The sequence below is a fragment of the Leptospira bourretii genome, assembly GCF_004770145.1.
Lineage (GTDB): Bacteria > Spirochaetota > Leptospiria > Leptospirales > Leptospiraceae > Leptospira_A > Leptospira_A bourretii.
In genome coordinates this window covers 1-13,819 of the sequence record NZ_RQFW01000021.1, presented here as the reverse complement: position 1 = coordinate 13,819, position 13,819 = coordinate 1, and the positions used below count along the sequence as shown (strand labels likewise).

Genomic DNA, 13,819 nt, shown 5'->3' with positions numbered 1-13,819 from the left:
TTATTAAAGTTGAAAGAGTAACAAAAAATTTGCAATTTTTCCGAATGACATCTGCTTTAAATATATTTATATAGCGGTAAAAAAATTGCTTTTAGGAAGAAATTTATTGGTTTTGGTGGTGGATTCTAGAATATATTGTAGTTAGAATGAAAAAGGAATAATTTCTAGTATTTACTTTAAATAAACTCTATTGAATTATTTCGATCAGATTTTTGTTGAATTTATTACATATTCTCTTTCCATTTCTGAATCTTTAATTTTAGTCTGTTTGATAATTGTCTCTTAAAATCGAAGGTTGAGTTTATAGCATAGACTTAAAAGAAATGCAGGATCGCAAGGTTTATTAAATAATTCCATGATATTTAATGTTACTTTAATTAAGTTGGATAATTATAAGGTAAATATGAGCAATTATTAATGTAAACTTTATCGGAGTGGATTGAAGCCACCTTCATTAGACTTTCATTTGCTATGATTATTAGCTTCGATATTTCTTTTGAAGAAAAATCAAAATATTGGGTCAGATAGGCTTGTCTAATTATAAGATATAATTTGAAATCTATTACTATTTCTTCCTGATTTAATTTCTGTGCTCTTTTAATTCGTTTGATTGATTTAAAGATGTCAAATTTAGATATTTCGCTCGCTGAATAAATGTAGAAAGTTGAGGTAAGTTTTGCGTTTCTTTTAGTCCGAATACATTTGAGAAGATAAGTGATGGATGTTTGTTTCTTGATTACTTGAAAAACAATAAATAAATAGTTTAACAATATTTCAAAGTCAAAAAAATCAGGTCTATCTAGTAGGATTTCGTTTTCGAAAGAGATTTGTTTGTATTCGGTTTCAACAGAAATTGTGTCCATGAAGTAATATATTAAATCTAATAATTCCAGTGATTCATTTAATAATACTTTTTGATTTAGAATTGATGGATCAGAAACTGAAATTAAATGTTTATATATGAAGATTAAATAAGACAAGTCGCTGGCATCGGTGACTGAATTTTTAACTTCATTAAAGTGAAATTTAATTTCTGTGAATACTTTTATTTTTTCATTGGGTAAACTAGAAGTAATCCATAAGTTCTTTATCTTGTTTTTTTTTCTATATGCAGAATCAAATGTTTCATATATTTGTAATCTATTGTTAAGAATATCAAAAGTATTGATATCTAGATTTTGTATTGATTTACCAAAAATATTTAATCCATCTTCTAAGGTAGGTCTGAAACACGGATTTTCTAAAAGACAGTCGTTTATATATTTTTCTATCAACGAGTCTTTGTAATGAATTTGTGGTTTGTTTAAAGCCCAGGATTCAAAAATGCTTCCAGGAGTATTTTTGTTTAAAGATTTCTTTGTGGATAAACCGCAGGGATGTAGTCCAGTTAATAGCATATACGCTATAATGGCAAATGCAAATATGTCAGGATCATATTCTTTAAATTTTTTGGGATTATATTGTTCAGGTGCTTTAAAAGGATATTTACCTCCACCTCCTCCAAGAGTTGGACCAATTCTATTTCTTAAATTGGCAATACCAAAGTCAGAGATACATAAATCTAAATTTAAAAAATTATGTGAATAATATTTTGGATTGTTTATTAGTAAGTTTTTTATTAATATGTTTGGTGGATTCAAATCCTGATGATTATTTAATCCCAGATTTCGGATTGTGATTAGGGCTTTGTTTAATTGATAAATTAATACGAGAGCTGAAATTTCAGAAATATTTGAATTTATCATTAAAGTTTTTAAATCATAGTCATAATATTTCATCATTATTGCAGGTATACCATCAACGATTTTTACGTCAAAGGGGGATGAGATGAAATGGTTTTTGATATTAAAAAGAGTTTTGCACTCCTCGATAAAATGGTTTTGATTTTCTTCATTTAATTTTTTGCTCAATTTTATTGTTTTAAGAACAATTTTGTTCGGATTTCGATGGGGAGGATATTGGATTATATATACTATACCTGAATTGCCTTCTCTTGAATCGCAGATTTTTCCTTCGGTGATTTCTTCTATAAGATTTTGTAAATATTTTGGCATGTGGATTTATTCATCTGATTTTAATTTGTATTTTTAACACTATTTAATGTACTACATAAGGTTTTCAAAACAGTAGGTTATTTGCGTTGAAATTTAAATTCCCTTGATCCTGTGGTCGTGGTCTTATACATAAAATTTCCCTAACCAAACTCAGGCTGGTACAAATGCTTCTGGAAATCAATAAACAAATTCTTTATCTTGCCAACTTCACCTAAGATACTAATTCCATCTTCCAAAGATTGGTATTTACTTTCTATTAGAATTGGTAACTTTTCTTGATCAAGTTCCTCGACCCCAGATTCAATATATTTACTCAAAACAAATTCTATAAATTCTTTCTGCTTAACATCTAAAGAAGCAAATATAAATGATTGTGCAAAGGCAACTCTTTGCTCTCTTGTTAATGGTTTAATGTCACTATTAAAAATATACTCCAGAACATCAAAGAGGTCACTTTTTTCCATTCCGACTAGTTTTTGAAGGGTTAGAAGATCATCTTTACTATAGCCAGCTTCATCTAACTTATTCAGAAGAGCTTGTCGGGTGATAGGGCTACTCCAAAGTTTTCTGAGTTCCTCTTCATTTTTAAGAAGTTCAGGAAGCTTACCGAATAGGCTCTCCATAAATTCAATGGAAGAAATTGGCTTACCATCTGCACTCCAAAAGGATGTTGCTACTGTATGTTGAATTTCCCTTTCTTTGCCATCCTTCAACTTAACTTTTATCCGTTTTCTTTTTTCGGAAGCTTCTCCGTCCTCGTCGTCTCCTTCTTCTGATTGTTCATCATTCCCATTTATCTCCTTTGGTGGAGTTGACTCTCTTAGTTCAGGTGCAACAGGTTCACCGTCCCACTCTGGATCAAGGAAATTCTGATAGGCATCTACATAGTCGTATATGGTAAAAAATTCCTTTCCATCAAAAAGCCTTGTTCCTCTCCCAATGATCTGTTTGAATTCGATCATTGAATTCACTGGTCTTAATAATACGATGTTTCGAATATTTCTGGCATCAACGCCAGTGGATAATTTTTGCGAGCTTGTTAAAATAGTTGGAATCGTTTTTTCATTATCTTGGAACTCTCTCAGAAATTGGTCTCCAAGAGCACCATCATTTGCAGTAACTCGGACACAATAGTTTGGATTGTCACTTTTTTTAACTTGGTTGACAAGATCACGGATGGCAAGGGCATGATCTTGAGAGGCACAGAATATAATTGCTTTCTCTTTCTGATTCGCCTCATTCATGTAGATGTTGACTCGTTCAGCCTCTCTTTCTTTGATTTCAATGATCTTGTTAAAGTCAGGCTCTTTGTAAATACGACCTTCTTCAATTTCACCTTCAATTACCTGATCGTCGCTAGTATAGATATAATCATCTATAGTTGTTTTGATTCTCTTCACTTTGAATGGTGTTAAAAAACCGTCATTGATCCCTTCTTTTAGGGAGTAGATGTAAATAGGCTCCCCAAAGTATCTGTAGGTATCCACGTTGTCTTTGCGTTTTGGAGTAGCAGTTAAACCCAGTTGGACAGCAGGGGAGAAATATTCTAAGATGCCTCTCCAATTGCCTTCATCGTTTGCACCACCTCTATGGCATTCATCTATGATAATAAAATCAAAGTAATCTGAAGGATAGGAACCAAAGTTAGGAGAAGGTTTCCCATCTTTATCTGTTCCACTCATAAATGTTTGAAAGATTGTAAAAAATATACTTCCGTTAGTGGGAACCGTTCCTTTTTTACTAATCTCTTTCGGACTAATTCTTACCAGAGCGTCCTCACTAAATGCTGAAAAAGCATTGAAAGCTTGATTTGCTAAAATATTACGATCTGCTAAGAATAAGATTCTAGGTCTTCTTGATACATAACTGGAATGCGAATTTGAAACAGAAAGATTCCAGCGTGTATGGAAAAGTTTCCATGCGATTTGAAAGGCTATGAATGTTTTACCTGTTCCAGTTGCGAGAGTTAGGAGGATTCTTTTCTTATGGTTTGCAATGGCTTCAAGTGTCTTGTTGACTGCAATTTCTTGATAGTATCTGGCACCTTTGCTACCACCCACATCTTCAAAAGGAATATTAATAAAGTTGGAACGCCACATTTCGACAATTTCACTATTTGGATCGTTTGTTTTGGGAAAGGTTTTATTCCAAAGTTGGTCAGGGGTTGGGTACTCATTTACAAGTCCTTCTTTTCCCGTTGCCATACAGATACTATAAATTTCATGCCCGTTGGTAGAGTAGGTGGTATCTAATTTCAACTTTTCGGCATATAACTTTGCTTGTGCTACTCCTTCTCCCACTTCAAGATCAGCACTTTTAGCTTCGACCACAGCAAGTTTGTATCCCTTGTAAACTAACACATAATCAGCGGATAACTTTTTTGTCCTTCCCCCACCAGTTTGGATTTTTCCAGCCGTGATTGGATGTTCCCGAAGGATTTTTGATCCCTCTACAACACCCCAACCGCATTCTTTAAGTTTGGGGTCAATCAGCTCGGCTCTAGTTTCTGCTTCGTTCATTTTTTACCTGTCAAGACTGTCTTTTTTTAAAGGAGCAATGTCAAATTCACTTTTGGCTTCATAGAGCCAAAAATTTAAAGGATAGTTTGGCTTCCTTGAGAAGAAGTAGGCTTTTTGATTAAATGAAATATGAAGACTAAAGTTTGAACAATTCTTATAAAATGTATTCAATATTCTAATTTTAGATTTATCTCCGTTAGAAATTTTTTTTTCATCGGTTTTAACTTCAAAAAGTGGAGGATGTTCGCTATTTTTTTCGGATTTCAGAATTTCCGTCTTATACTTACCTCCTTTTTCAATGGAAAAGCGATGCATTCCTGAGAGGAGGTCTATTAATTGAATTAGAGGCTCATCGTGTGAAATCATTTGCCTATGATTTACAATTTCAATTCTCCGAAAATTTTCCATAAAACTAAAGAAACTATGTTTTTCCATTTTCCGTTTCAACAAATTTGTATTCTCAATGACTTCTATGAGTATATCCCAATTTACACTAGAATTTTGGTCAGGATAGAATTCCCAAGAAGGGGCGATTTCGCCCCAAATTTGCTTGATCCATCGTAAGAGTTTATAATACATAAATTCAAGATTTTTCTGATCATCTACTCCTGGTATTGCGTGCCTTGAATCATTGGTGTCCCAACAGAGAATATCCGCTCTTATATCATTTTCCTTAGTTGCAAGTAAGAATGAATTCAGCATCTCGGATGCCACGTTCTCTTTTTGGGAATCTCCAGAAATGTCTTTCCATTCTACCTTTTGTTTATTATGCCGATCTAGAATCCTCTTTAACTTGACATTTAGCATTTCAAGATTCGATTTCGTCCCACTAACACCTCCAATTCCTCGAATCTTACCATGACCTGTTTCATCGCAATAAACTTGATGCATGTTTAGACTAATACCGTTATTGATGGGGAAACTCGAAAGTTCATACCGCCAAACACCTATCCGTCAACTTCCCGCTAAATGCTTTTTGTAAAATGGATTTCTTTAGTTCCTCTAACGACTCAATTTTGGACTGGTAGATAGCTTCAAGACGTTTGGTTTCGGCAGAGAGGGCATTAAATTTTTGAACTATTGAATGTTGCTCTTTTATGGTTGGAATGGCGATATGCTGAATTTTGAAAATGGCATGTGTGATATCTGGTTGAGCTGCTTTTGAAGCTAAATCAAAAATCTTAGATTTAAAAATTGGGTTTTGCAACCAAATAAAAAAATAATCCCTACTTAATGAGGAATTAGGAACAATCTTAAAAGAATTATTGTGAAGTACTCCTCTTCTCCCTCTAAATACAAGTCCCAAAGAATTTCCAGTTCTAGTGTATAAAATATCTTCTTCATTGACCAATGCATTTTTAGGAAAATTATTAGGGTCAATAAATTGTTCTTCAGTGTTATTTCTTAAATCTTTAATTCTTAATAAAGGAAGCTCACTTTTTATCACCAATGCGTGTTTAGTCTTTGCATTTATTGCAATACCTTGATATAAAGAACAAACTTCACCGATCGTCCTCTCCTCCCAATCCTCTCCCTTATTTTCAAACACCCCTTGCAAATAACTTTCAAACAATTCCTTAGCATTCTTTAGGTTCCGTTCTGCGTTCTCTTTCGCTTTGGCTATTGCAGAAAATGCTTCATCAAGGATTGCTACAATTCGTTTTTGTTCTGCGATGGGAGGGAGGGGAATTTCGAAATTATTAATTTGCTCTGTGCTTAAATTAGGTTGTGCTGCACCTGCTGCTATACGTAAACTTTCCTCCACTTTTGTTGTTAAAAAGTAATATAGAAATGGTTTAGCTAATTCTTTTTTGGGTATAAATTTTCCTACACGCTGGTTTAGATAAAAAACAGTTTCTGTTGTATTGATACCGAGTTTTCCAGTAGTAGCTCCTGACATAGCAATTACTAAGTCATTTTTGAAAACTTTAAACCTTTCAAAGTTTTCTTTGTAATCATTTGAATTAAAATAAACCAAATCAGTTAGTTCTAAAGTCTGATTTTGAATGTTTGTAATTCGAAGTATTGGTAATCCTGTTTCCTTGTATGTATTGCTTTTGAAGGCAAAGCCATTTTGGAAATTGCAAACTTCACCCAACTTTTTTATTTCCCAATTAGTTTTCATTTTGATCCCAAAGTGTGATTAAAAATGTAATAATGAAAAAAAACTTTCGAATCCTACTTATAATCATTTGTTAACTTTTCTTCACTTTGCGAACTGGAAGTTCTTTGACAACTTTTTCAAATTCACCTTCTCTTTGATCCGACTCACGAATTCTCTTTTGGCTGTATTTTTCATAATGCCCTTCCGCTTTTTCTAACGCTAGTTCGTGGGATATAGTTCCTGCGTGGTTCAAAATATTTCGATCATTTAAACTAAGAAATCCGTGCAGTTTTTCAATCCAATCATTCATATACATCGGAATCCTCCGCATAGCTTGACCCTCAGCAAACACGAGATATTGTTCCACTAGGTTATTCAATGCAGACAATTCTTCTTCATTCAGATAGTTCTTGGCAATTCCTACATCTTGCTTACGAACAACGGCTCCTCGCCAGTTTGTAAGACCCATGTTTGGTTTATCGCTGTCGGCACGGTTGGCAATAATTTCTGCGGCAGTGTTTCCAGTAATTGCCCAATGCATTTTGTTTTGAACGGTTTTGAAAAATTGAATGCTAGTTTCTTGTGTCGGATCATAATCGACACTTGTCGCATAAATGTCTGTTATCTTTTGATAGAATCGTTTCTCAGATGTGCGGATATCTTGGATACGTCGAAGTAGTTCGTCAAAATAATCAAAGGGAACGTCGGGATTCTTCAATCTTTCATCATCTAATACAAATCCTTTGATGATGTATTCCTTTAGTCTTTGCGTTGCCCAGATACGAAATTTGGTGGCAAGATTACTTTGGATTCTATATCCAATAGAGATGATAACATCCAGGTTGTAATGTTTCTGAAGCCGTTCAACCGACCTTTTCCCTTCGATTTGAACTTGTAAGAAATCCTTACAAGTTGCGGATTCTAAAAGCTCTCCCTCGGAAAATATGTTTTTTAGATGAAGGGTAATGTTCTGGGGAGTAGTTTGGAAGAGGTCTGCAATTTTCTTTTGAGTCAACCAGACTGTCTCTTCTTCTAACCGTACTTCCAGTTTGGTTTTTCCGTCAGCCGTTTGGTAAATTAATATTTGAGAGGACTGGTCATCTTTCATAAATGCACACTATGCTAGAATTCCCTTGATACTTTCCATAATCTTGGCACTTTCTTCGTCGAGGGAACGCATCTCTTCCAAAATTTCGAGCGGTTGCCTTAAAGCAGTCTCTACTTTTTTATTTGGGTTCTTTGCACTCAAATCATAAGTATCTGAGTTAATGGAAGCAACATCAATACTCCAAGAGTTTGGACTATCTGCTTTTTTCTTTTGAAGTGTTACAAATTCCTCTAGGTCATTTTCATTCAAAGCATTAGTTTTACCAAGGTTACGATCTAGATTCAGTTGGTAGAACCATACTTTTTTTGTGGCATTTCCTTTTTCAAAAAACAATACCACCGTTTTTACACCTGCACCAGTGAATGTTCCACCTGGTAAATCTAAAACCGTATGAAGATTGCAATTTTCAAGAAGTAACTTTCGTAGACTGACGGATGCGTTGTCTGTATTACTAAGAAAAGTATTTTTGATGACAATACCTGCACGACCACCTGCTTTTAGAATTTTAATGAAATGTTGTAAGAATAGGAATGCCGTTTCACCTGTTTTAATTGGAAAGTTTTGTTGAACTTCGGCTCTCTCTTTTCCACCAAACGGTGGGTTGGCAAGGACAATATCATAGCGATCTTTTTCTTGGATATCATCCAAATTTTCCGCAAGGGTATTTGTGTGAATGATGTTTGGTGCCTCCACACCATGCAAAATCATATTCATTGTTCCTATGATATAAGCGAGTGACTTCTTCTCTTTTCCATAGAATGTTTTCTTTTGTAAGGTTGTGATATCCGAAGTGGTTAGTTTCTTGTTTTCCTTTAAGTAGTCAAAAGCTTCACACAAGAAGCCTGCCGAACCAGCTGCACCATCATATATTTTATTTCCGATCTCTGGAGCCACTACCTTAACTATGGTTCGGATCAAGGGACGGGGAGTATAATATTCACCACCATTTCGCCCCGCATTACCCATATTGGCAATCTTTGATTCATACAAATGGCTCATCTCATGTTTTTCAGCATGAGTTCGGAATCTTAGTTCATCTATTAAATTGATCACATCTCGCAGGTTATAACCACTTTGGATTTTGTTTTTTAGTTCGCTAAAAATTTCGCCTATCTTGTATTCGATGGAATCTGCATGTTCTGCATCTGCCTTAAATTTCTTCAAGTAGGGAAAGAGTTTGAGATCAACAAAATCCTTCAGGTCATCACCAGTCAGTGCTTTGTTGTGGTCAATTTTTCCATCTTTAGTTTTGGGAGTTGCCCATTTTGACCATTGGAATTCAGGTTTTAGGATATTTGTATAAGTTTTACCTGCTAGTTCAGCGGCATTGCTTTTGTCTTTTTCTAGATCGTCTAGGTATTTGAGGAAAAGCACCCAAGAAGTCTGTTCCACATAATCCAGCTCGCTACTGCAACCAGCATCTTTGTGGAGAATATCGTCTATATTTTTAAATGTCTGTTCAAACATAGGAAAGAAGCCTTATGTAGGTAATTGATAAATGAAGAGTCAGAGAAAAAGGAATTTTTCTTAAAAATGATAAATTCATGAGCTTGTTACCAACATCAGATAAAATGAATGAAATTGCAACGGAAATCATTTTACGAAGAAGGTGGGACAATTCACATACCTTAAAAATATTGTGGATCAAAACAATACCATCTAACTTTTTTTAAGACCGAAAAATCGTAAATTTAGTTGACCGAAAAACATATGTACGATAATCATACATCAAGGTACGAAAAAGTGACAAAAAACGAACTCGAAAAGTGCATAATTGATACTATTTTTGAAGTAGGAAAAACGAAGGGAATACGAAAAGAAGATATTAAAAAAAACACGGATGTTGGAACTGACCTTGGTTTCGAAAGCTCAGATGGATTGAATTTTGTTATAGTCCTCGGAACAAAAATCGGAAAGGATATCCCGAATGACATGAACTTGTTTGTAGATGATAAAAATAAAAAATTTAACGATGTAAGTCAAATAGTTAAAATCGTCGAGGAATTTATGGAGAATAATAAAAGTTAATGTCGGAACCGAATAGAATTTTTTTAGAGAGAGTAAAGCTTGCTAGAGAGTATGCGGGTCTTTCCCAAGAGCAAGTATCAAAAATGCTTGGAATATCCCGCCCTGCCGTTTCTGATATTGAATCTGGCAAACGGAAGGTCGATACCAATGAACTAGTGCTAATGTGTGAGATTTTCAATGTTAATTCTTCTTGGTTACTTGGTGAAAAGGAAGATCAGAAAGATTCAAAGTTATCTTTAGCAGCAAGAGAACTATCAAAATTGCAGCAAAAGGATATTGATAAAATTTTGAACTTGATTAAAAGCTTAAAATAATGAAGTATAATGCAAAGCAATTAGCAAGAGCTGCATTCATCGATTCTGCTAAATTGCGATTGAAACTAAAAATTCCATTGGAAAATCCAATCAATTCCTTGGACATTGTAGATAAACTAGGTATCGAGGTTCGTCTTCAAGCCTTACCTTCGTTAGAAGGTCTATATATTCAAAAAGAAAATCAATCGGTTTTCATTTTGTCTTCTTTGCGTCCAATTGGACGAATAAATTTCAATTGTGTGCATGAACTTGGACATTTCTATTATGGTCATGGAACTTCCGTAGATAGTTTTTTTTCCGAAGGAAAAACTGAAAAAAGAGATGAAAAAGAATTACAAGCAGATTTGTTTGCTTCATTTATGTTAATGCCCGATCTGGCGGTAAAAGATTATTTAAATAAAGCTAGGATTACTTTGCCAGAGCAACTTACTCCTTTAAATGCTTATAAGATGGCTACATATTTCCGTGTAGGATTTACTACACTATTATCTCACCTAACTTATTCTTTAGGATTAATAGACAAAATTCATTTCAACAAATTGATAAAAATGAAACCTAAACAGATAAAATCAGAACTTTTGGAAGAGGACTTCTCTGGTCTTCTTATAATGTTTGATGATTTATTTTTCGGTTGCCCAATTGATCTAAGAATCGATGACATCGTATTCCTTCCAAATATTTACTCAATAGAAGGTAATCTAATGCGAATACATAAAGAAGAAAGATCGGGAAAATATTTTAAAGCTAAAAAAGTTGGTATTTGTAGAATTGTAAATAATACCAATGAAATTGCAGTTTTTTTGCGAGTCTCAAATAGCAATTATGAAGGAAGATCGATCTATAGGCATTTAGAAAGCGAAGAGGAATAAATATATGATTATTGTTAATGAAGAAAACTATTGGAGGGCATGGTGCAAACTTATACTAGAAACGAAATCTAGCAAAGGCGACTCACCTGCGATCATTTCCATTTCATCGTGTGAGACGAATTCTTCTGAAGTTGAAAAAGAGATTCAAAATTATTTGGATAAGAAATTGCAATCTAAGTCAAAAATTTCAACAAATGATGTTGCATATACAATTTTTCCGCAACAATTTTGGGAGTTAAAAATGAAAGAGGGAAGAGAAGTTTTCTATAAGGAATATTCACAAAAGATATTACCTAGAATGAAAGCAAGATTTCGTGCTAATGCATACGGAACCTATTTCGATAGAATTATTAATTTTCAAGGTGTAAAGAAAAATAAAATTAGTCATATAAATCAACTTGAACATATCATTCATTGCTTAACATCAAGTGGTAAAAAGAGAAGAGCAACAGCACTACAAATTGCAATATTTAATCCAAACACAGATCATACTGAACAGCCTGTTCGAGGCTTTCCATGTCTACAACAAATATCACTAAATTATAACTTGGACGGGCTTACTTTAACTGCTTTATATCCCGCTCAATATTTGGTAGCAAAAGCATTTGGTAACTATAAAGGCATATGTCAATTAGCCTCATTTATATCTCAGTTTTGTGGTATAAAAATAAATAAAGTGAATATATTGATCACACAACCTAAATTGGATATGAGTATTTCAAAAAATGAGATGATACAGATTCAGGGTTGGATTTAATGGTAAACCTTTAGTTGATGAAAAAAGGAATTTCTAAATTATATCCTTTAATACCTTCTATAGCGTATGATTATTATTGGTATTTTGCGTTCGAAAGGCAGAATATCTATATTAAGAAACTTCAAAATGCTCCCCAACCTTGGACAGAAGATGAAATCCTTCAAAAATATAAATTTACCAATGCGTATCGGGTTACAGATCGTGTAAGTCAATATTTAGTAAAAAATGTTATCTACGATAAGAGTAGAGAGTATTGGGATGTCATATTTAGAATCTTATTCTTTAAACTTTTTAACAAAATAGAAACATGGGAATATATTGAGTCAGAAATTGGAGAAATTTCAGTTAAAAGTTTTTCAGTCGCAAAATTTGATAAATTATTAACTAACTTAAAGACATCTGGTGTTAGTATATACTCAGGGGCATATATTATGCCAAGTGGAATAAGTTATTTTAATAATAAATACAAACATACAAATCACTTAGAGCTGTTGAAATACATAATAAAAAATAAATTTCCAGAGAAAATAGTTCAATGTAAATCAATGAAGAATGCATTTGAGTTACTAAAATCTATACCTTCATTTGGAGATTTTCTTGCATTTCAATATGTCGTGGATATCAATTATTCTGAAGTTGTTAATTTTAGTGAAATGGATTTTGTGGTAGCAGGACCAGGTGCTAGAGATGGAATAAAAAAGTGTTTTTCGGATTTAGCGGGATTGAATTACGAAGAAATTATTAAATTGATATGTGATATTCAAGTCGAGGAATTTTCTAGACTAAATCTTCCTTTTAAAAATTTGGGTGGTCGCAGTTTACAGCTGATCGATTGTCAAAATTTGTTTTGCGAAATCGATAAATATTTACGTGTTAAATTACCAGAACTTTCTGGTAACTCAGGTAGAGTCAGAATAAAACAAAAATATACAGTAAATAATAAGACTATTTAGCCCTTTTTTCCTAAAAAATGGAAAATAAAATTAAATATTCTATCGAATGTTATTTAATATTTCCCTAGATAAGTAAGTGATCGATTCTTCTTACTAACTAAAACTCGACCTCCTTCATTTTCTCTTAGTTTATTAAATACCTCATATGAATTTAATATGGCTTTTTCCCAGTGTTTACCACTACATTTTTTTACTTCTAAACTACTGACTAGGCTTTTTACTTTTTTAATTAAACTTGTATCTACAATTTTTGAGGATTTTAGTAAATTATGCTCTTCAGCATGTATGTAGATAAATAAAGAAACTAGCTCTTCAATTATCTGAGCACGTTGACCATCTTCATTTTCATCAATAATAGGATCACTTTTTCTCTTTTTACATAGCTGTTTTCTTAAAACTGGAGACCAACCAAGAATAGCCAAATATCCGAAATGAAATATATCATGGAATCGATATCCATCATCTAAATAAGTGTTATCTGTTAAGACATCAGCTACCTGAAGCTGAGTAGAATTATTTAGTATTCTAACTTTCTTTTTTCCATCTTCTTCAAAAGAATGGAACCTAATTTCAAATTCTTCTGGAAGTCGCTCTTCCAAAGGAAATTCCTCATCGAATTCAAAATATTCAATTTCCTTTGAAAGAAATCTATCTTTAACTTTTAATAGATTTCTTTCAGCCAAATCATTTAAGTTTAAATCATATTGAGTAGCAATTGTAGAAAGATACCAAAGTATATCTCCGATTTCCTCTCCAATATTTTCTTTGAATTTTAAATGAGAATCTCCGTCCCTTAATCTGATCTTTAGCTGAGAAACCAATGACCCAATTTCTCCAATTACTCCGAGAAAAGGAATTATATACTTGTTGGTATCATCCTGAATATGCTTCTGATTTGTTTCCTCTGCCGAAATCTGATATTCATTAAAATCCATTTAATTCACCTAAGAGTGTTATTTAAAACATAGTTTAACAGAATGTTACTTGTAAAGATATTCTGTATATTGAAAATATTTCAAGTATTTATATTAGATTCCTTTAGCATTGTGATTAATTGAAAATACTCAAAATGAAAATCTTAAAAATAATTATTCAACTAAGCAAGCCAAATGC

Annotated in this window: 12 protein-coding genes; 5 read left to right on the top strand and 7 right to left on the bottom strand. The window is 33.1% G+C overall.

Features of this window, described 5'->3' with window-relative positions:
- Positions 1-377: 377 nt before the first annotated feature.
- The 6 genes from EHQ47_RS17215 to EHQ47_RS17190 form a co-directional block, all read right to left on the bottom strand.
- On the bottom strand, positions 378-2,054 hold the full coding sequence (locus EHQ47_RS17215) for a protein kinase domain-containing protein (RefSeq protein WP_135777705.1): 1,677 nt from the start codon (positions 2,052-2,054) through the stop codon (positions 378-380).
- A gap of 140 nt (positions 2,055-2,194) precedes the next feature.
- On the bottom strand, positions 2,195-4,573 hold the full coding sequence (gene hsdR, locus EHQ47_RS17210) for an EcoAI/FtnUII family type I restriction enzme subunit R (RefSeq protein ID WP_135777704.1): 2,379 nt from the start codon (positions 4,571-4,573) through the stop codon (positions 2,195-2,197).
- Between the two features lie 3 nt (positions 4,574-4,576).
- Complete coding sequence (locus tag EHQ47_RS17205; RefSeq protein WP_135777703.1) at positions 4,577-5,464, bottom strand: DUF3800 domain-containing protein; 888 nt, start codon at positions 5,462-5,464, stop codon at positions 4,577-4,579.
- Between the two features lie 40 nt (positions 5,465-5,504).
- Positions 5,505-6,698 (bottom strand): restriction endonuclease subunit S, encoded by a 1,194-nt coding sequence (locus tag EHQ47_RS19725; protein WP_167483314.1) that lies wholly within the window; start codon positions 6,696-6,698, stop codon positions 5,505-5,507.
- 70 nt (positions 6,699-6,768) lie between these two features.
- On the bottom strand, positions 6,769-7,785 hold the full coding sequence (locus EHQ47_RS17195) for a virulence RhuM family protein (RefSeq protein WP_135777702.1): 1,017 nt from the start codon (positions 7,783-7,785) through the stop codon (positions 6,769-6,771).
- A 9-nt stretch (positions 7,786-7,794) separates the two neighbouring features.
- Entirely contained in the window at positions 7,795-9,252 is a 1,458-nt protein-coding gene (locus EHQ47_RS17190) for a class I SAM-dependent DNA methyltransferase (protein ID WP_135777701.1), read from the bottom strand.
- A 243-nt stretch (positions 9,253-9,495) separates the two neighbouring features.
- On the opposite strand from EHQ47_RS17190, the gene EHQ47_RS17185 reads away from it, so the two are divergent.
- From EHQ47_RS17185 to EHQ47_RS17165, 5 genes are read left to right on the top strand one after another with little or no spacing between them, the layout of a single operon-like run.
- Positions 9,496-9,813: a hypothetical protein gene (locus EHQ47_RS17185; protein ID WP_167483313.1), complete on the top strand. Its 318-nt coding sequence runs from the start codon at positions 9,496-9,498 to the stop codon at positions 9,811-9,813.
- A complete protein-coding gene (locus EHQ47_RS17180; RefSeq protein WP_135777699.1) occupies positions 9,813-10,127 on the top strand; it encodes a helix-turn-helix domain-containing protein in 315 nt (104 codons plus the stop codon). The genes EHQ47_RS17185 and EHQ47_RS17180 overlap by 1 nt, the downstream gene beginning before the upstream one ends.
- Positions 10,127-10,996 (top strand): ImmA/IrrE family metallo-endopeptidase, encoded by an 870-nt coding sequence (locus EHQ47_RS17175; RefSeq protein WP_135777698.1) that lies wholly within the window; start codon positions 10,127-10,129, stop codon positions 10,994-10,996. The genes EHQ47_RS17180 and EHQ47_RS17175 overlap by 1 nt, the downstream gene beginning before the upstream one ends.
- Before the next feature lie 4 nt (positions 10,997-11,000).
- Positions 11,001-11,753 carry a thymidylate synthase family protein gene (locus tag EHQ47_RS17170; protein WP_135777697.1) on the top strand — a complete coding sequence of 251 codons (753 nt, stop codon included), beginning with the start codon at positions 11,001-11,003 and terminating at the stop codon, positions 11,751-11,753.
- 17 nt (positions 11,754-11,770) lie between these two features.
- Positions 11,771-12,706 carry a nucleotide kinase domain-containing protein gene (locus tag EHQ47_RS17165; RefSeq protein WP_135777696.1) on the top strand — a complete coding sequence of 312 codons (936 nt, stop codon included), beginning with the start codon at positions 11,771-11,773 and terminating at the stop codon, positions 12,704-12,706.
- 53 nt (positions 12,707-12,759) lie between these two features.
- Here EHQ47_RS17165 and EHQ47_RS17160 read toward each other — a convergent pair whose 3' ends face one another.
- Entirely contained in the window at positions 12,760-13,641 is an 882-nt protein-coding gene (locus EHQ47_RS17160) for a nucleoside triphosphate pyrophosphohydrolase family protein (RefSeq protein ID WP_135777695.1), read from the bottom strand.
- Between the last annotated feature and the right edge of the window lie 178 nt (positions 13,642-13,819).